We start from the raw sequence: 18,949 nt of genomic DNA, 5'->3' as shown, positions 1-18,949 counted from the left end.
CGAAGATGGAGGCCGTGTCTTTTTTCGAAAAAAGATGATTGCGCTTACAAAAAATATGAGATATGTTAAAAAAGAAACAAAGGGGGGAGGAATTGGATGAATGCAATAACAATTGTGATCGCTTCCATCTGTATTTTGGCGATCGCCTATCGTTTGTACGGAACATTTATGATGGTGAAAGTGTTGAAGGTTGATGATGACAAGCCGACTCCTGCCCATCTCCAGAAAGACGGCAAAGATTATGTGCCGACGAACAAATGGGTGTCTTTCGGCCACCACTTTGCGGCCATCGCAGCCGCGGGGCCGCTTGTCGGGCCGATCTTGGCGGCGCAGTTCGGCTACTTGCCGGGACTGTTGTGGCTCTTGATCGGAGCGGTGATCGGGGGAGCCGTGCATGATATTGTCGTTTTATTTGCGTCCATGCGGAGGAAGGGAAAGTCGCTCTCAGAAGTGGCGAAAGAAGAGCTCGGGCCTGTTGCGGGATTTTGCACGGGGCTTGCGATGCTGTTTATTATTACGATCACGATGGCGGGGCTGTCGATGGTTGTGCTTCATGCGCTTGAACGCAATCCGTGGGGGACGTTCGCCGTTGCGATTACAATTCCGATCGCGATGGGGGTTGGTTTATTTTATAAAAAGACAGGCAACTTAAAATTAGCGTCAACCGGCGGATTTATTTTACTGATGGCCGGTGTCTTCATCGGACCGTCCATCGCGGAAACGCCGCTTGGAGACGCCTTGACGCTTGATACGAAAACGCTTGCTGTCGCACTTCCTGTCTATGCATTTTTTGCAGCTGCGCTCCCTGTATGGCTGCTGCTTGCGCCGCGCGATTATTTGAGCAGCTTCATGAAGATCGGGGTGTTTATCGCTTTGATTGCCGGGGTGTTCGTCGTCAATCCGGCGATTCCGTTTCCGGCGTTTACCGAGTTTACGGGCGGAGGGGGACCTGTATCACCTGGTCCGGTTTGGCCGTTTATTTCAATTACGATCGCCTGCGGTGCGATTTCCGGCTTCCATGCGTTTGTCGGTTCAGGCACGACGCCGAAAATGCTTGATAAGTGGAGCGATATGAAATTCGTCGGCTTTGGGGCGATGCTCGTTGAGTGTCTTGTCGGCATCATGGCGCTGATCGCGGCAACGGCATTGCAGCCGGGCGATTATTTTGCCATCAACAGTTCGCCTGAAGTCTTTCGGACGCTTGGCATGAATGTCGTCCACCTGCCTGAACTCAGCCGCGAAATCGGTCTCGATCTTGAAGGAAGAACAGGCGGAGCTGTTACCCTTGCCGTCGGCATGGCTTATATTTTTACGGATATTCCGTTTTTCAGCCATTTGGCCTCTTACTTTTTTCAATTTGTCATCATGTTTGAAGCCGTCTTTATTTTAACGGCGATCGATGCCGGTACAAGGGTGGCGCGTTATTTGATTCAAGACTTTTTCGGAGAAGTGTACAAACCGCTGAAAAAAACGGACTGGCTTCCGGGTTCGGTCGCAGCGAGCGCCGTTGCCTGTTTCATGTGGGGGTATTTGCTGTATTCAGGCGACATCAGCTCGATTTGGGCGCTGTTTGGCGTATCCAACCAGCTGATGGCATCCGTCGGTTTAATTATCGGCGCGACGGTCATTTTAAAAATAGCGGACAAACGGCGTTATATGCTGACATGTCTCATTCCGCTCGCTTATTTGTACGTAACGGTCAACTATGCGGGATACTGGATGATCAAAAACGTTTATTTTAATGCGGAAGCTGCCGGTTTCAGCGTTTTAAACGGCATTTTATCAATTATTATGCTGCTGCTGGGGCTGGTGATCATGGCGGCTGCCATTAAAAAGTGGACGGAGATTTGGCGCGATCCGGCATTGCGGATGGAGCCTTCTATTCCAGGATGAAAATAAACCGGGGCCGTTTCAGGCCGCCGGTTTATTTCGTTTTTAATCCTTGTTCCAATGTCTCAAGCATTTCAGTTTTATCCGATTCAGTTGCGTGCTGCCAGATGACCTCGAACAACACACCTAATCCCGGAAGCATTTTTTCTTCACCGCTTTGGATCGCATCGACGATCGTGTGCTCAAGCTCTTCTTGCGAGTTTCCTGATACATTGGCAATAACGGCATGGCGCAAATTCAAATCCATCTTTTTTCACTCCATTTCATCAAATCTGATTTTCTATATTCTGCCTCGCTTTCGGGTTTATTATGTATCATTGATGAGATATAATGTGACTATTGCGAGACAAAGGAGTCAAAACGATTTGAAACGAATTGAATCAGCCAAAAATCAAAAAGTGAAGGATTGGAAAAAACTTCATACGAAAAAAGAGCGGACAAAAACCAATACTTTCTTAATAGAAGGCGAGCATCTCGTTGAGGAAGCGCTGAAGACACCGGGTGTTGTGAAAGAAATCATGGTCCGAGACGAAGCGGATTTCCCGGCCGCGCTTGATGAGTCTGTTGCCCGCTATATTTTGAGCGACGATGCTTTCTCGGCGATTGCCGAAACAGAGACACCCCAGGCTGTCGCCGCTGTATGCCGAATGCCTGAAAGCGGACCTTTTCAATACGAAAAGCTGCTGCTTGCGGATGCTGTGCAAGATCCGGGCAATTTAGGGACGATCATCCGGACGGCAGACGCGGCGGGGATCGATGCCGTTGTGATCGGACAAGGCACTGTCGACCCCTACAATGCCAAAACGCTCAGATCGGCTCAAGGTTCGCATTTTCACATTCCGATTTTAAAACGCGAGCTTTCGGAGCTGATTGAAGAGCTAAAGGGAAAAAGCGTCCCGGTATACGGCACAGCGCTGCAAGATGCCGTGCCATTTAGAGAAGCGGAGCCGTCGCAGTCATTTGCGCTTTTGATCGGAAACGAAGGATCTGGGGTTGATCCGGCTCTCCTCGCACAGACCGACCAAAATCTGTACGTTCCGATCTACGGAAAAGCGGAGTCGCTGAATGTAGCGGCCGCAACCGCGGTCCTTCTTTATCATCTCCACGGATAACCGGTTGCACAGGATCATGTAATTCACTATAATGAATGTAATATGTTTAAAAACAGTGATAGAGGCTCCGTTTTTTCACATGTCGCCATTTAGGGAGAAAATGCCTTAGACTGCAAGCATTTTTATGGCAGGCCGGAAAAACGCTTCACCTCTTGAGTTGTCACCGGGACCGCGTCTCTCGAGGGATGTGTAAAGGTGAACCGGATTCATTCCGTTATGCCAATGAAGTAAGCAGCAAAGCTTTTTTGCTTTGTTTTAAAAAAGGGTGGTACCACGGCCACGATTCGTCCCTTTCATTATGAAAGGGGCTTTTTTTATTGCCTAAAATAACAGGTTGCTACATAAAAGGAGGAGTTTTTAAGATGCAGGAAGAGCTGAAACGGCTTGAGAAAGAAGCGGTTGAAAAAGTGGAAGCCGCTGGTTCATTAAAAGAAGTCAACGATGTCCGCGTTGCGTACCTGGGAAAAAAGGGACCGATCACGGAAGTGCTTCGGGGAATGGGAAAGCTGTCCGCTGAAGAAAGGCCGAAAATGGGCGCCTTGGCGAACGAAGTAAGAGAAAAAATCGCCGCGGCGATTGCCGAAAAAAATGCCCGCCTAGAGGAAGAAGAGGTGAAAAGGAAGCTGAAAGAACAGACGATTGACGTGACGCTTCCGGGAAGCCCTGTAAAAACAGGAGCGCGGCATCCGCTGACGATCGTTATTGAAGAAATCGAAGACTTGTTTATCAGCATGGGATATTCGGTGGAAGAGGGTCCTGAAGTAGAAACCGACTATTATAACTTCGAAGCGCTCAACCTTCCGAAAGAGCATCCGGCCCGCGATATGCAAGACAGTTTTTATATTACGGAAGATACGCTGATGAGGACGCAGACGTCTCCCGTCCAGACGCGCACGATGGAAAAGCATAAAGGCAAAGGCCCTGTCAAAATCATCTGCCCCGGCAAGGTATACCGCCGCGACAACGATGATGCGACACACTCCCATCAGTTTATGCAGATTGAAGGTCTCTGCGTTGACCGCGATATCAGCATGAGCGACTTAAAAGGAACGCTTGAAACGGTCGCGAAAAAGATGTTCGGTGAAGAGCGCGAAATCAGACTGCGTCCAAGCTTCTTCCCGTTTACAGAGCCGTCTGTCGAAGTCGATGTTTCCTGCTTTAAATGCGGAGGCAAAGGCTGCTCCGTTTGTAAACAAACGGGCTGGATCGAAATTCTCGGCGCCGGAATGGTGCACCCGAACGTGCTTGAAATGGCCGGATTCGATTCCAAACAATATCAGGGTTTTGCATTTGGAATGGGTGTTGAACGGATCGCGATGCTGAAATACGGCATTGACGACATTCGTCATTTCTATACGAACGATGTCAGATTTTTATCTCAATTTAAACAGGCTTAAAGAGGAGGACGCGTGATGTTTGTTTCATATAAATGGCTGCAGGAATACGTGGATTTAGATGGGATGACTCCCGAGATTCTCGCTGAAAAGATTACGAGAAGCGGAATTGAAGTGGAAGGCATCGAATATAAGGGAGAAGGAATGAAAGGCGTTGTCATCGGACATGTGCTGGAGCGCGAACAGCATCCGAACGCCGACAAGTTGAATAAATGCCTCGTCGATATCGGCGAAGAAGAGCCTGTCCAGATCATCTGCGGGGCTCCGAACGTGGACAGAGGGCAAAAAGTAGCCGTCGCCACGGTTGGTGCGGTATTGCCCGGCAATTTTAAAATCAAAAAAGCGAAGCTTCGCGGGGAAGTGTCTAACGGCATGATCTGCTCTTTGCAAGAGCTTGGCATTCAAGGCAAGCTTGTGCCGAAAGAATATGCGGAAGGCATCTTCGTCTTCCCGGGCGATGCAGAAACCGGTGCGGACGCTCTTCAAAGCCTGGCGCTCGACGATGCGGTTCTCGAACTGGGACTGACGCCAAACCGCGCCGACGCCATGAACATGCTCGGCGTTGCCTATGAAGTGGCTGCGATTCTCGGCCGCGAAGTCAAGCTTCCTGAGACGGCTTATCAGGCAGGCGCCGAAAAAGCGGCGGACTATATTTCCGTCAAAATTGAAGATACAGAAGCCAATCCTTTGTACGCGGCAAAAATCATTAAAAACGTCAAAATCGGCCCGTCGCCGCTTTGGATGCAGACGAAGCTGATCAATGCCGGCATCAGACCGCACAACAATGTCGTCGATATTACGAACTTTGTTCTGCTCGAATACGGTCAGCCGCTGCACGCGTTTGACTATGACCGCTTTGGCTCAAAAGAGGTCGTCATCCGCAAAGCGTACGAAAATGAAACGATAACGACGCTTGATGAACAAGAAAGAACATTGACGCTTGAGCATCTTGTCATCACAAACGGTTCTCTTCCGCAGGCAGTCGCAGGCGTAATGGGCGGAGCGGACTCCGAAGTCCGCGAAGATACGGCGACAGTGCTGCTTGAGGCCGCGTATTTTAACGGTCAGACCGTTCGCAAAGCATCAAAGGATCTCGGTCTTCGCAGCGAATCAAGTGTCCGCTTTGAAAAGGGCATCGATCCTGCACGGGTGCGCCTCGCTGCAGAACGCGCGGCAGATTTGATCAGTCGGTATGCCGGAGGAACCGTCTTAGAAGGTACGGTTGAAGAAAACCACCTTGATATCAAAGAGAATGTCATCCGCCTTTCTGTTGATAAAGTGACGAAGGTTCTCGGCATGTCCATCAGCAAAGAAGAAATGGTCAACATTTTTGAAAGGCTCGGCTTTGCCGTTGAAGACGCTGAACGGGAACTGGTCGTGACGGTTCCGTCAAGAAGAGGCGATATTGCGATTGAAGAAGATTTGATCGAAGAGGTCGCAAGACTGTACGGATATGACAACATTCCGTCGACACTGCCGGAAGTAACAGGCTTTGCGGGCGGACTGACACCTTATCAGGACAAGCGCAGAAAAGTAAGACGCTTTCTGGAAGGAGCAGGCCTTTCCCAGGCGATCACATACTCACTAACAAACGATAAAAAAGCAACGGCTTACGCATTGGAAAAATCGTTTAAAACGATCCTTTCGCTGCCGATGAGCGAGGAAAGAAGCGTGCTGAGGCACAGCCTGCTTCCTAATCTGCTTGATTCGGTCGCATACAACCTGGCACGGCAGTCCGATTCTGCAGCTTTTTATGAGGTCGGTTCAGTTTTCTTGAAAGCCGAAGAACATACGAAACCGGTCGAAAAAGAACACGTCGCCGGAGCCGTGACAGGCCTGTGGCATAAAAACCTCTGGCAGGGCGAGAAAAAGCCGGTTGATTTCTTCGTCGTAAAAGGCATCGTCGAGGGTCTGTTGGAAAAGCTCGGCATCACCGAAGGCATCGAATTCGCTCAATCTGAAAGAAAAGAGCTTCATCCTGGGCGGACGGCCAATATTTTGCATAACGGCTCATTAGTCGGCTTCATCGGCCAGCTGCATCCGTCAGTTGAAAAAGAGCTGGATCTGAGCGACACGTATGTGTTTGAACTGGACCTGCACGAGCTCCTTCGATTGGATGTACCGGAGATCACGTATACACCAATTCCGAAGTATCCTTCTGTTACTCGGGATATCGCGCTTGTTGTAAACAAAGAAACAGCGGCCGGTCAGCTTGAGGACGTCATCAAAACAGCAGGCGGCAAATGGCTCAAAGAAGTCCATGTCTTTGACGTCTACGAAGGCGAGCACATGGAAGAAGGCAAGAAATCTGTCGCCTTCAGCCTGCAATATTTGAATCCTGAACAAACATTGACTGAAGAAGAAGTGACAAAAGTTCACGACCAGGTGCTGAAGGCACTGGAGGATGCGTATCAGGCTGTATTGAGAGGATAACCGGTTCCCAGCCCAATTGAGGCTGCCCGGCTGCAGTACAAAAAAGGCGTCTCCGCTTTATGCGGAGACGCCTTTTTATAACTATTGATACCAAACTTTATTTTTCTCGATCAGGCTGTTGTGTTCCGCATCCCAGACATCGACGGTGTATGCGTAATCGTAGTTCATAATGCAACGGATGCCGCTTCCTTGCGGATCATGCTCCACCCCGAAATTATGGGAAAATTCGTGTCTTTGTGCTTTTGCCGTATTTTCCGTTCCCAGGTCGAACGTGACGCTGAAAGCAGGACCGTCCGGTTTAACAGGGTATTGAAAAGCGATGCCGCCCGCTTCAAAATTGTCGTTGGCTGTAAAGCCGGCTACGAATTTATAAGGCCGTCCTTCGAATTTGTCCGCCAGGTTGTCAAGAATGTCAGAGGCATTGCTTCCGGAAGAACTCCATGGGGCAACAGCTTCCACGACAAAATCAATATCGTGGTCGCGGTTAAACATTTCGTCCGCCTCTTCAACGATGTTGACGATTCTCGTTTTCCAGTCTTTGTGTTTCTGCCGGTACTGCTTATCAGCCACCGCGAGGACACTTATCTTTTGCTTGCCCGTGCTTGCCTGAGTCGAAAATTTACCGTTGTTTACATTCTTTTTAAATGTGATCGTACTCGTTTCATTTCCTTTCTCATCCAGCACTTTTGTTTTCGTTGTTTTTTCAATGTGAACTTTGCCTGTTAAATCTTTATAACCTTCCTTAGGTTTAGGCAATGCTTCCTTATAAATCCCTTTTGCTTCATGAGTATGCTCATGACCGCCCGTTTCCGCGACTCCGTCCGCCCCGGGTATTAAACTTGCAGAAAGCAATAAAGTAAAGAATAAAGACCGTTTTTTCATTTGAAAAATTTCCTCCTTAGTTTTTAACAGACTAAAGATTCGTCTAGTTAACTAGAAATCCCTTCTTTCTATCCAAAAAGAGGAAAATATACATAGGTTCTTATGACAAACCTTTCAATGTAACTACAAAGTTCGTTAAAATCAGACAAGAAATCTGCCATTTGATAGTGATTTTAAACAGAACTATAGGCCTTTTGTTTGCTAATATTCTGATAAATCGTAATATTCTCTAGCGAAAATGATCGAAATTCAGCAAAGATTGCTGAGCTTTGAATTGCCTGCGGGAATAGAAGCAAGAGAAAGGCACTGCTTGGCTGTTTCGCATAAATAGACAAGCCGTCCGCCTCTATAACCTTATTTTGTACCTAATTTCTTCTCTCAATAAATGTTAACCAAGTCACATTCCTCTGGCCCGCTGGAAAAAACTATTTCATATTTCTTTTTTTTAGTATAAAATCATTAATAGTTCAAAATAACCATTCAGAAAGGATTGGTACTATGACAAAAAACCCAAGCAACAGTACTCAAACATTTATCATTTTAGGCTGGATATGTACCGGTATATCACTACTGCTTTTTCCAATTTTATTTGGTGCAGGAGGAGTTATTTTTGGATATCTAGTAAGAAGTAATGGGAAAGTCCAACACGGGACAATCATGATGATCGCAGCTATCGCTTGTGGTTTATTTGGTGTTGTATTAGGAATGGCTTCTGCCGGATATTAAATTCATTCCAATCGATAATGAGAATCCGAGGCAGAACAGTATACATAAAAAAGCAGGCCGACGGGTCTGCTTTTTACTTGATTATAATGCCGGGATGCCAATAGGCCATAATCTCAGCACGCAATGTTTGCAGCCTCTTCATCTTCCTCCCTAATCTTGTCGGGCTCATAGGCCCTTTCCCGTAGGATAAGCGCATCCATATATATGTGGAAGATTTCCGTGATTCTAATATAACTAAGAACATATCATGATTAAGAAAAGCCTCATCTCATTATATTAATCAGGAGATAAAATGAATGATGGTAAGAGCATGAAGTTCATTACGTCCTGTCAAGACAATACACGATTCCGTTTCAAATATTTACTGTGAATGGATCGAAGAAAGAATTCGTAAGTTTCATTGCGAAGAGCCGGGATGAATGCGGGATATAGCCACAAGCGGAAATACTCCTTGGAACTCCGTGAATTGGTCTCTCGAGCTTCCTGCTAAAACAGCTGGGAACCCTGATAGTCAGGAGTTCCCGCTTTTTGGTGTATTCAGTTTTTCGACGCCAGGCGCACCGCTTTCTGTGTGTTCGCAAAATGGCGTTTCGTGAAATGACCGAGCGCTGCTTCGCCATGTTTCTTGATCAGCTTTGCCGCCGCTTCATCGACGAGCGGACCCGCTCCTTTCGGGAGCGTCATCCCGGCTTCTTTCGAAAGCTTATCCATCTCCATTAAAAATGAATAGCGTGCGATGATCGAAGCCGCTGCAACTGAAAGATGGATGCCTTCCGCTTTTGTGCTGAAATATGTACGTTCTTTGATGGCGTTTTTGCCGGCCAGGTGTTTAAAATAGACGGCAGGTTCTGCGAACTGGTCAATTAAAATCGCTTCAGGCCGGGTTCCGTCCAATTTTTTGAGAAGGTTGCCGATCGCCTGGTTGTGGAGAAGGGCCTTCATTTTTCCCTGGCTCATCCCTTTTTCCTGCATTTCATTATACTTTTCATTTCTCAAGACGAGCAGGCTGTAAGGAACTGTCTTGATTAAGTCGCGCGCGATCTGAACGATTTGCGGATCTTTTAAGTTTTTTGAATCTTTAACACCGAGTTCCTTTAACAGCGGCAGCTTTACCTTGTCAGCGTATACGCACGCGACGGTGATCGGACCGAAATAATCGCCTGTCCCGACTTCATCGGAGCCGATCACAGACATGGAACCGATGCCTTCAGGCGGCTGATAGACGGACGGGATGCTTTTTTTGGATGCGGGCTTTTTGGCAGCCGGTGTTTCAGCATCCGCCGTCCAGCGCTCCGCTTCCTTTTCCGCGTTTTTTCCTTGGAACAGCACCTTCCCCGACCGGTATGCTGTAATGGTGCAGCCCTGTGGTTTGGCCTGGAAAACCGCGCCCTGTACGGAAAGGGAAGTCATGTGAGGCCCGTAGTGGCTTTGCATCCGTTCAATAACAGACGGGGGAACTTTTAAAACAGAATGTGACACGTTCTAATCTCCTTTATTAGCTGCTTAAACAGGCTAAATCATTGTTTTTATAAGTGTATCATAACAGCGGAGGGCTCGTCTTTCCATTCAATCTCTAAACATGTTATGATATAGACTAGGATTCTCGCATAATTGGAATGGAGGAGAAACGTTGTCTGATGGTCAAAAAACGAAAACAACAGTTGACATCTACGGTCAGCAATTCACAATTATCGGCGATGAGAGCAAGAGCCATATGAGGCACGTTGCCTCGATTGTGGATGATAAAATGAGAGAAATCAACGAAAAAAATCCGTATCTTGATATAAATAAACTGGCCGTTTTGACGGCTGTAAACGTGGTTCACGATTATTTGAAGCTGAAGGAAGAGCTTGAGAGATTAAAAGGACAAATTAAAGAAAAGGATTGAACATCACGATGCTAGATATCATCATTATCATTTTGCTTTTGTCCGGTTTGTTTATTGGACTCAAAAGAGGATTTATCCGCCAGTTTATCCGTTTGGTTACGTTTATCGCAGCGATCGCTGTGGCCGCAACCTATTACGGCGACCTTGCACCTAAGCTCGGCTGGATTCCGTCTCCCGACTTTACGGGCGGCCAGTCTGCGCTGGCGTTTGTAAACGGAAGCCTTGAAGGCGCTTATTACAATATGATTGCGTTTTTGATTCTCTTTTTCCTGACGATTATCCTTTTGAGAATTGCCGCATCGTTTCTGGATGCCGTTGCAAGCATACCGGTTCTCAAACAGATCAACCAAGTACTTGGAGCCGTGCTCGGTTTTGCGGAGATCTATCTGTTCGTGTTTGTCGTTCTGTTCATCGGAACGCTTCTGCCGATCGATGTTCTGCAAAACATGATGGCCGGTTCGGTGATGGCTGACTTGATCATTCATAAAACACCGTTTTTATCAAACATGTTAAACAATCTGCTGCATCAGTACGGATCTTTGTAAAAACTTCTCTGTTTGTAGGGAAGTTTTTTTTCGGGGCTCTTGAGAACCCCGAAAACTGTCGAATAGGCCTGTTTGTTGTAGGATCAGCCAAAAATTTGTATGATTGAAGCAGGATGAACGAGGGGAAACAAGAGGTGAACAGCATGCATAAAAAAGATATCATCAAATTGCTTGAAACGATTGCGATATATATGGAACTAAAAGGGGATAACCCATTTAAGATCTCCGCTTTCAGAAAGGCTGCGGCAGCTCTTGAACAAGACGACCGGAGCCTCTCGGAAATCGATGATATGATGTCCCTGTCCGGGATCGGCAAAGGCACGTATGCCGTCATCAAGGAATATATGGACACGGGAGCGTCCGGTACGCTGGAACGATTAAAGGAAGAGGTTCCGGAAGGACTTGTCCCGCTTTTGAAGCTGCCGGGCCTCGGCGGCAAAAAAATCGCCAAGCTGTATCAGGAGCTCGGTGTCTGTGATGCGGCGTCTTTAAAAGAGGCATGTGAACAGCAAAAGGTTCAGGGGCTTGCCGGATTCGGCAAAAAAACGGAAGAAAAAATCCTGCAGGCTTTAGGTGAAGCGGGGAAACGCCCTGAACGGTACCCGATCGCGGTCGCTTTGGCTGTCGCTGACATCATCGAAGAACAGCTTGAAGGGCTCCAGGGCCTCATCAAGTTTTCGCGGGCCGGAAGCCTGCGCCGTGCCAAAGAAACGGTGAAAGACCTCGATTACATTATGGCTGTCACTGATCCGGAACTTGTCAGGGAAGGACTCCTGAAGCTTTCGAACATCAAGGAGGTCATTGCCGCAGGAGATACGAAAGTGTCTCTCACATTTGCCTTTGAATACGAAATCAGTGCGGATTTCCGGCTGGTGACGGAGGAACAGTTCCCAACGACGCTCCATCATTTTACCGGATCAAAAGACCACAATATCAAAATGCGCCAGCTTGCCAAAGAAAAAGGCGAAAGAATCAGTGAATACGGCGTCGAAACCGTTGAAACTGGAGAAATTAAAACCTTCTCAAGCGAACAAGAGTTTTTCGCCCATTTCGGGCTTCCGTTTATTCCGCCCGAACTGCGGGAGACAGGAAGAGAAGTCGAGGACTACCGCGATGACATCGGACTCGTTTCCGCCGAGGATATTCAAGGAGACCTTCATATGCACTCGGCTTGGAGCGACGGTGCTTTTTCGATCAGGGAAATGGCGGAAGCCTGCATGGCAAAAGGGTACCGCTATATGGCGATCACAGACCATTCCCAGTATTTAAAAGTGGCAGGCGGTTTGACGCCTGAGCGCCTGCGCATGCAGGCGAAGGAAATTGATGAACTGAATAAGGAATTGACCGATTTTCATATTTTTAAAGGCGTGGAAATGGACATCCTGCCTGACGGAACGCTAGATTATGACGATGAGCTGCTGGCGGAAATGGACCTTGTCATTGCTTCGATCCATTCAAGCTTTTCACAGCCGCAGCATGTCATAATGAAGCGGCTTGAAACCGCACTGATGAATCAGCACGTTGACATTATCGCTCATCCGACCGGCCGTCTGATCGGAAGAAGGGCGGGTTATGAAGTCGATATTGACCAGCTGATCGAGCTTGCGAAGAAAACGAATACCGCCTTGGAACTGAACGCAAATCCAGCGCGGCTCGATCTCAGGATGGAACACTTGATGAAAGCGAATGCTGCCGGAGTGACACTCGTTATTAATACGGATGCCCACAACACAGCGATGCTTGACGATATGAAAACGGGCGTTACGGCAGCGAGAAAAGGATGGACGCCAAAGGCCAATGTATTAAATACCCGCTCCTTTGAAGAAGTCCAGGCATTTTTGTCGCGCCATCGATCTTAAGGAGGTTTAATGGACGTTGCAGCAAAAAGCGCTATCAGCACTTGAATTTCATAAAGTAAAAGAACAGCTCACAGAGCATGCGGCATCTTCTTTAGGGAAGGAAATGCTTTTGGAACTCAAACCTTCCCGTTCGCTCGAAGAAGTCAAAAAGCTGCAGGAAGAAGTCGATGAAGCAGGAACCGTCCTGCGTTTAAAAGGAAACGCCCCTTTCGGAGGCCTTACCGACATTAGAAAAGCGTTAAGAAGGGCGGAAATCGGCAGCATTTTAAGCCCGGCGGAATTGACCGAAATATCGGGTCTGCTATACGCAGCAAAACAGATGAAGCATTTTCTCGAAGGCCTGTTCGAAGACGGGGTTGAGATTCCTTGTCTTCACCAATATGCAGAAAAGCTCATTCCGCTTTCCGAATTGGAAAGAGACATCAATTCGTGCATCGATGATCATGGAGAAGTGCTAGACCATGCATCTGAGACGTTAAGGGGAATCAGGACGCAACTGCGGACGCTTGAATCAAGAATCAGGGACCGGCTGGAATCAATGTTGCGTTCTTCATCTGCGCAAAAAATGCTGTCGGATACGATCATCACAATTCGTAACGACCGCTTCGTTATCCCTGTCAAACAGGAGTACAGATCAAGCTACGGAGGAATCGTGCACGATCAGTCGTCTTCCGGCGCGACATTGTTTATCGAGCCTCAGGCGATTGTCGATATGAACAATGCGCTTCGCCAGGCGAAAGTAAACGAAAAACAGGAGATTGAACGGATTTTGCGCGTCCTGACAGAAAAGACGGCAGAGCACACAAATGAACTCTTTCACGATGTCAAAGTGCTTCAGACGCTGGACTTTATTTTTGCAAAAGCAAAATACGCCAAAGCGACAAAAGCGGTTAAACCGGCTGTCAATGCTGACGGCTATGTCCGCCTGATTCAAGCCCGCCACCCGCTTTTGCCCCTGGATGAAGTCGTTCCGAATGATATTGAGCTCGGCGGAGAGTATACGACAATTGTCATCACGGGCCCGAACACGGGCGGTAAAACGGTGACGCTTAAAACGCTCGGGCTTTTGACCATTATGGCGCAGTCGGGATTGCACGTACCAGCGGAAGAAGGATCAGAAACCGCCATATTTGATCAAGTATTTGCCGATATCGGCGATGAACAGTCAATCGAACAAAGCTTAAGTACGTTCTCGTCACATATGGTCAACATCGTCGATATTTTGAAAGACATGACGGAAAACAGCCTTGTGCTTTTTGACGAGCTCGGCGCCGGGACAGACCCGCAGGAAGGCGCGGCCCTTGCGATCAGCATCCTTGACGAGGTGTGCCAGACTGGCGCGCGCGTCATTGCCACGACTCATTACCCTGAGCTGAAGGCATACGGCTACAATCGCGAAAATGTCATTAATGCAAGCGTCGAATTTGATATCGATACACTGTCGCCGACCTACAAGCTGTTAATCGGAGTGCCCGGCCGAAGCAATGCGTTCGAAATTTCGAAGCGACTCGGGCTGCCTGATTACCTGATCGGCCGCGCAAAAGCGGAGATGACGGCCGAGCATAATGAAGTTGATACGATGATCGCATCGCTGGAAGACAGCAAAAAGCGCGCCGAGGCGGAGCTGAACGAGACAGAAGCCATCCGCGCCGAGGCTGAAGCCCTTCACCGCGACCTCCAGCAGCAGATCAGCGAATGGCAGGAGAAAAAAGAAAGGCTCTATGAAGAAGCGGAGCAAAAAGCCGCTGAAAAAGTCAAAGAAGCGATGAAAGAAGCAGACGAGATCATCCAGTCGCTCCGCATGATCAAGGAAGACCATAAAGCATTTAAAGACCATGAGCTGATCGAGGCGAAAAAACGCCTTGAAGAAGCGGTGCCTTCGTTTGAAAAAGCGAAAAAGCCGGCTCAGAAAAAAACGGACAAGCGCGAATTAAAACCGGGCGATGAAGTCAAGGTTTTAACCTTTGGTCAAAAAGGGACGCTGCTCGAAAAAACGGGTGCGGCCGAATGGAATGTTCAAATCGGCATTCTGAAAATGAAGGTTAAGGAAAAGGATCTGGAATTCCTGAAATCGGCACCTGAACCCGAAAAACAAAAAACGATCGCCGCCGTCAAAGGAAAAGATTATCACGTCTCGCTCGAACTCGACCTTAGAGGGGAGCGGTATGAAAATGCGCTTCACCGGGTTGAAAAATACTTGGATGATGCGGTGCTTGCGGGCTATCCAAGAGTCTCGATCATCCACGGAAAAGGAACCGGCGCCCTCCGAAAAGGCGTTCAGGACCTCTTGAAATCCCACCGCAATGTGAAAAACTCCCGGTTCGGCGAAGCGGGAGAGGGAGGATCAGGCGTCACCATTGTCGAATTAAAATAAAAAAGGGAGTCTAGAAGGATGAAAGAGTTTTGGGAGAACGACCTTGTGGAAATTGCCGCGTACTACAGCGTTTCCGTTTTGTGTCTTGTGATATTTTTATCTGTGTTTGAACTCGTCACCACCTATAAAAATTGGGAGGAGATTCAAAAAGGAAACATGGCGGTCGCGATGGCAACAGGCGGAAAAATTTTAGGCATCGCCAACGTGCTGCAAAAATCGATAAGCCAGCATAATTCCCTGCTGCAAATGATGGGGTGGGGGCTGTTCGGTTTTATCCTGCTTTTGATCGGCTACTTCATTTTTGAATTTCTGACGCCGCGCTTTAAAATTGACAAGGAGATTGAAAACGACAACCGCGCAGTCGGCTTCATTTCATTCGTCATTTCAGTCGGCCTGTCATTTGTCGTGGCTTCGGGTATCTAAAGGGGATCAACATGGAGAAATTAGCGAAAGTCCTGTTTTTCACAGCTGGGGTATTTGTGGTTATCGGCCTGATTTATATGATCTTTTATGCTTGAAAAAGGTGTCCTTTAAAAGGGCGCCTTTTTAAAAAGAAAAAATATCATTACTTTCTGAATATTGTTTTGATATACTGAAATCAAGAATATATTGTTTAAAAGGGGGGAGCTTATGCCGACTGAAAAACCGTGGCTGCGTCATTATCCCGAACAAATTCCTCACGAGCTGCAATTTGAAGATCAAACACTCCATTCCATCCTGCAACAATCCGCCCAACAGTTTTCTGAAAAAACAGCGATTCATTTTCTCGGAAAAAAATGTTCGTACCGGCAAGTTTATGAGGACGCTTTAAAAATGGCAGATTACCTGCTGTCACTCGGCATTCAAAAAGGAGACAGAGTCTCGATCATGCTGCCGAACTGCCCGCAGGCGGTTATCGCGTATTACGGCGTTCTTTTCTCCGGCGGCATCGTCGTCCAGACAAATCCGCTGTATACGGAAAGGGAGCTTGAACATCTGCTTCATGACAGCGGGGCAACCATCATCATTACGCTTGACATGCTGTACCCGGCAGCATATAAAATGAAAGCGCTGTCAAATATTCGGCACATCATTGCGACAAGCATAAAAGATTACCTGCCTTTCCCTAAAAATCTGCTGTACCCAATCGTGCAAAAAAAAGAGAATCAAATGTCGGTTGAGATCAATGAAAATGAGACGACACACCTCTTCCGAACCATCATGAAACGCCCCGTTCCAAGCGGTCCGCCGGGGATTGAAATCGATCCGGCCCACGACATTGCCGTCCTGCAGTATACCGGAGGCACGACAGGCACGCCAAAAGGCGTCATGCTCAGCCACCGCAACATACTAGCCAATATGGAGATGTGCGATGCCTGGTTTTATCAATTGAATAAAGGGGAGGAGAAGGTGCTGGGGATCGTCCCGTTTTTTCACGTCTACGGAATGACGGCCGTCTTGAATTTCACGATCAGGCAGGGATATGAAATGATTCTGCTGCCGAGATTTGACGCGCGCGCAGCGCTGAAAACGATCGATAAAGAAAAGCCGACGATATTTCCGGGGGCACCGACGATATATATTGCCCTGTTGAACCATCCTGATCTTCACCAATTTGATCTGTCGTCAATTAAGAGCTGTTTGAGCGGATCTGCAGCGCTTCCTGTTGAAGTCAAACAGCAGTTTGAAAAGGTAACGGGCGGAAGGCTTGTCGAAGGTTACGGAATGTCTGAAACCTCGCCCGTCACTCACGCCAATTTTATTTGGGATTTGAATAAAGCGGGCAGTATCGGCTGTCCTTGGCCTGGTACAGACGCGGCTATCTATTCGGAAGAAACCGGCGGTTTTCTCGGACCTTATGAGCATGGAGAAATCGTCGTCAAAGGACCGCAGGTGATGAAGGGCTACTGGAACAATGATGAAGAAACCGCTCAAAGTCTAAGGGACGGCTGGTTTTTTACAGGGGACATCGGCTACATGGATAAAGACGGCTTCTTTTATATTGTCGACCGCAAAAAAGACGTGATCATTGCCGGGGGATACAACATTTACCCGCGTGAAATCGAAGAGGTGCTCTATGAGCACGAAGCCGTTCAGGAGGCGGTTGTTGCCGGCATCCCTGATGAATACAGAGGAGAAACGGTTAAGGCTTTTATAGTGCTGAAAGATCATGTTACAATAACGGAGAAGGAATTGGACGAATATGCCAGATCGCGTCTGGCTCCTTATAAAGTGCCGAAAGTATACGAGTTCAGGGACGAACTGCCGAAAACGGCAGTCGGGAAGATTTTAAGAAGAGCGCTCGTTCAAGAAGAAAAAACCGGCGTCTGAAAAAGCGAAGTCTGCCGTCGATTTTGACGGCATGCTTTTGTGGTGCGATTTGAGTTTAGCTTCTTGACAAAGCGTCCATTTTTATTTACGATAAACTCATGAATGAGTATTCATTCATTAATTTGAAAGGAACGAAGCCAATTGAAACAAAAGAGACCAAAGTATATGCAGATTATCGACGCAGCTGTCATTGTGATTGCAGAAAACGGATACCATCAGGCGCAGGTTTCGAAAATCGCCAAGCAGGCCGGAGTGGCGGACGGCACCATTTATCTTTATTTTAAAAACAAAGAAGATATTCTCATCTCGCTATTCAAAGAGAAAATGGGACAGTTTATCGAGCAGATGAACGAAGAAATGGAAGTGACAAATTCGGCGACAGAAAAGCTCACGCTGTTCATCAAAAAGCACTTTGAACTGCTCAGCAGCGATCGCCACCTCGCGATTGTCACCCAGCTTGAGCTGAGGCAGTCGAATCTTGAGCTGAGGCTGAAAATCAATGAGATTCTCAAAGGGTACTTGACGATCCTGGAAGACATCATCACCGAAGGAAAAGAAGCGGGAGAATTTAAGAGCACGCTTGATGTCCGCCTGGCGAAGCAGATGATTTTCGGTACGGTGGATGAGACGGTTACAACCTGGGTGATGAATGATCAAAAATACGATCTGCCAAAGCTGGCAGACAGCATTCATGAATTGCTGATCCATGGGTTCGGCAGCCAAAAGACGAAGGAGGAGAAATAAAATGGCAGCATTAACATACGCCGTAGACGACTATATCGCAACCATTACGATTCAGCACCCGCCGGCAAATTCGCTATCGACGCAAGTGCTTGAAGACCTTTCCGCATGTCTTGAGGAGCTTTCAGAACGTCAGGATGTCAGAAGCGTCGTGATTCACGGGGAAGGAAGATTTTTCTCGGCAGGCGCTGACATTAAAGAGTTTACATCATTGATGGACGGGTCTGATTATGCAAATTTGGCTGATAAAGGCCAGCAGATTTTCGAAAAAGTAGAATCTTTTCCAAAGCCCGTGATCGCCGCGATTCACGGAGCTGCTCTTGGAGGAGGTCTGGAGCTTGCGATGGCATGCCACATCCGGATTGCCGAGGAGAGCGCTAAGCTCGGCCTTCCCGAACTGAATCTCGGAATCATTCCCGGCTTTGCGGGAACGCAGCGCCTTCCGAAGTATGTGGGCACCGCCAAAGCGCTTGAAATGATCGGGACATCAGAGCCGATATCCGGCAAGGAAGCTTTTGAATACGGCCTTGTCACGATTTTGGCGGCGAATGAAGAAGAAGTGCTGCAAAAGGCACAAGAGCTCGCGCGAAAATTCGCTGAAAAAAGTCCGCAGACGATGGCTTATGTCATTGAACTCCTGAATTCGAGCAAAGTGTATTCGTATGAAGGCGGCCTCAAGCTGGAAGGAAAATACTTCGGCGAAGTGTTCCAATCGGAGGATGCGAAGGAAGGGATTCAGGCATTTCTTGAAAAGCGGAAGCCGCATTTTAAAGGGAAATAACAAACGTGAAAACA

Annotated in this window: 16 protein-coding genes; 13 read left to right on the top strand and 3 right to left on the bottom strand. The window is 47.7% G+C overall.

Annotated elements, in window-relative coordinates:
* The first annotated feature begins 96 nt into the window (after window positions 1-96).
* On the top strand, window positions 97-1,893 hold the full coding sequence (gene cstA, locus CP943_RS15715; RefSeq protein WP_020452513.1) for a carbon starvation protein CstA: 1,797 nt from the start codon (window positions 97-99) through the stop codon (window positions 1,891-1,893).
* A 31-nt stretch (window positions 1,894-1,924) separates the two neighbouring features.
* On the opposite strand, the gene sspI is transcribed toward cstA, so the two are convergent.
* A complete protein-coding gene (sspI, locus tag CP943_RS15710) occupies window positions 1,925-2,137 on the bottom strand; it encodes a small acid-soluble spore protein SspI (RefSeq protein ID WP_023855460.1) in 213 nt (70 codons plus the stop codon).
* Window positions 2,138-2,255: 118 nt separating this feature from the next.
* On the opposite strand from sspI, the gene CP943_RS15705 reads away from it, so the two are divergent.
* From CP943_RS15705 to pheT, 3 genes are all read left to right on the top strand, one after another.
* Window positions 2,256-3,002 (top strand): TrmH family RNA methyltransferase, encoded by a 747-nt coding sequence (locus tag CP943_RS15705; protein WP_023855459.1) that lies wholly within the window; start codon window positions 2,256-2,258, stop codon window positions 3,000-3,002.
* A gap of 362 nt (window positions 3,003-3,364) precedes the next feature.
* On the top strand, window positions 3,365-4,399 hold the full coding sequence (gene pheS / locus CP943_RS15700) for a phenylalanine--tRNA ligase subunit alpha (RefSeq protein ID WP_003184229.1): 1,035 nt from the start codon (window positions 3,365-3,367) through the stop codon (window positions 4,397-4,399).
* 15 nt (window positions 4,400-4,414) lie between these two features.
* Window positions 4,415-6,829: a phenylalanine--tRNA ligase subunit beta gene (gene pheT / locus CP943_RS15695; RefSeq protein WP_026579104.1), complete on the top strand. Its 2,415-nt coding sequence runs from the start codon at window positions 4,415-4,417 to the stop codon at window positions 6,827-6,829.
* Between the two features lie 81 nt (window positions 6,830-6,910).
* Here the strand turns inward: pheT and CP943_RS15690 are convergent, their stop codons facing one another.
* A complete protein-coding gene (locus CP943_RS15690) occupies window positions 6,911-7,711 on the bottom strand; it encodes a zinc-dependent metalloprotease (RefSeq protein WP_039072906.1) in 801 nt (266 codons plus the stop codon).
* Between the two features lie 498 nt (window positions 7,712-8,209).
* Between CP943_RS15690 and CP943_RS15685 the strand changes: the two genes are divergently transcribed.
* Window positions 8,210-8,437 carry a hypothetical protein gene (locus tag CP943_RS15685; protein WP_020452508.1) on the top strand — a complete coding sequence of 76 codons (228 nt, stop codon included), beginning with the start codon at window positions 8,210-8,212 and terminating at the stop codon, window positions 8,435-8,437.
* Window positions 8,438-8,974: 537 nt separating this feature from the next.
* Here CP943_RS15685 and rnhC read toward each other — a convergent pair.
* Window positions 8,975-9,916, bottom strand: coding sequence for a ribonuclease HIII (gene rnhC, locus CP943_RS15680; protein WP_020452507.1), 942 nt, complete (start codon window positions 9,914-9,916; stop codon window positions 8,975-8,977).
* 151 nt (window positions 9,917-10,067) lie between these two features.
* Between rnhC and zapA the strand changes: the two genes are divergently transcribed.
* The 8 genes from zapA to CP943_RS15640 all read left to right on the top strand — a co-directional run bounded on the left by zapA (window position 10,068) and on the right by CP943_RS15640 (window position 18,935).
* Complete coding sequence (zapA, locus tag CP943_RS15675) at window positions 10,068-10,325, top strand: cell division protein ZapA (protein ID WP_020452506.1); 258 nt, start codon at window positions 10,068-10,070, stop codon at window positions 10,323-10,325.
* An 8-nt stretch (window positions 10,326-10,333) separates the two neighbouring features.
* Window positions 10,334-10,870: a CvpA family protein gene (locus CP943_RS15670; protein ID WP_023855455.1), complete on the top strand. Its 537-nt coding sequence runs from the start codon at window positions 10,334-10,336 to the stop codon at window positions 10,868-10,870.
* Between the two features lie 143 nt (window positions 10,871-11,013).
* On the top strand, window positions 11,014-12,729 hold the full coding sequence (polX, locus tag CP943_RS15665; protein WP_020452504.1) for a DNA polymerase/3'-5' exonuclease PolX: 1,716 nt from the start codon (window positions 11,014-11,016) through the stop codon (window positions 12,727-12,729).
* A 16-nt stretch (window positions 12,730-12,745) separates the two neighbouring features.
* A complete protein-coding gene (locus tag CP943_RS15660) occupies window positions 12,746-15,103 on the top strand; it encodes an endonuclease MutS2 (protein ID WP_023855454.1) in 2,358 nt (785 codons plus the stop codon).
* A gap of 18 nt (window positions 15,104-15,121) precedes the next feature.
* A complete protein-coding gene (locus CP943_RS15655; protein WP_026579111.1) occupies window positions 15,122-15,526 on the top strand; it encodes a DUF350 domain-containing protein in 405 nt (134 codons plus the stop codon).
* Between the two features lie 207 nt (window positions 15,527-15,733).
* Window positions 15,734-17,413 (top strand): AMP-binding protein, encoded by a 1,680-nt coding sequence (locus CP943_RS15650; protein WP_023855453.1) that lies wholly within the window; start codon window positions 15,734-15,736, stop codon window positions 17,411-17,413.
* A 141-nt stretch (window positions 17,414-17,554) separates the two neighbouring features.
* On the top strand, window positions 17,555-18,157 hold the full coding sequence (locus CP943_RS15645) for a fatty acid metabolism transcriptional regulator FadR (RefSeq protein ID WP_020452501.1): 603 nt from the start codon (window positions 17,555-17,557) through the stop codon (window positions 18,155-18,157).
* Window position 18,158: 1 nt separating this feature from the next.
* On the top strand, window positions 18,159-18,935 hold the full coding sequence (locus tag CP943_RS15640) for an enoyl-CoA hydratase (protein WP_105981132.1): 777 nt from the start codon (window positions 18,159-18,161) through the stop codon (window positions 18,933-18,935).
* Window positions 18,936-18,949: the final 14 nt, after the last annotated feature.

It is taken from the genome of Bacillus paralicheniformis (assembly GCF_002993925.1).
In the GTDB taxonomy this organism is placed as follows: Bacteria; Bacillota; Bacilli; order Bacillales; family Bacillaceae; genus Bacillus; species Bacillus paralicheniformis.
Note: the sequence above shows the minus strand (reverse complement) of the source record. Positions and strands in the feature narration are given on the sequence as shown.

Bases quoted from the DNA above. Each gene is read 5' to 3' on its own strand.
- cstA (WP_020452513.1), top strand. From the start codon at position 97: ATGAATGCAATAACAATTGTGATCGCTTCCATCTGTATTTTGGCGATC.
- sspI (WP_023855460.1), bottom strand. From the start codon at position 2,137: ATGGATTTGAATTTGCGCCATGCCGTTATTGCCAATGTATCAGGAAAC.
- pheS (WP_003184229.1), top strand. From the start codon at position 3,365: ATGCAGGAAGAGCTGAAACGGCTTGAGAAAGAAGCGGTTGAAAAAGTG.
- pheT (WP_026579104.1), top strand. From the start codon at position 4,415: ATGTTTGTTTCATATAAATGGCTGCAGGAATACGTGGATTTAGATGGG.
- CP943_RS15690 (WP_039072906.1), bottom strand. From the start codon at position 7,711: ATGAAAAAACGGTCTTTATTCTTTACTTTATTGCTTTCTGCAAGTTTA.
- CP943_RS15685 (WP_020452508.1), top strand. From the start codon at position 8,210: ATGACAAAAAACCCAAGCAACAGTACTCAAACATTTATCATTTTAGGC.
- CP943_RS15670 (WP_023855455.1), top strand. From the start codon at position 10,334: ATGCTAGATATCATCATTATCATTTTGCTTTTGTCCGGTTTGTTTATT.
- polX (WP_020452504.1), top strand. From the start codon at position 11,014: ATGCATAAAAAAGATATCATCAAATTGCTTGAAACGATTGCGATATAT.
- CP943_RS15655 (WP_026579111.1), top strand. From the start codon at position 15,122: ATGAAAGAGTTTTGGGAGAACGACCTTGTGGAAATTGCCGCGTACTAC.
- CP943_RS15650 (WP_023855453.1), top strand. From the start codon at position 15,734: ATGCCGACTGAAAAACCGTGGCTGCGTCATTATCCCGAACAAATTCCT.
- CP943_RS15640 (WP_105981132.1), top strand. From the start codon at position 18,159: ATGGCAGCATTAACATACGCCGTAGACGACTATATCGCAACCATTACG.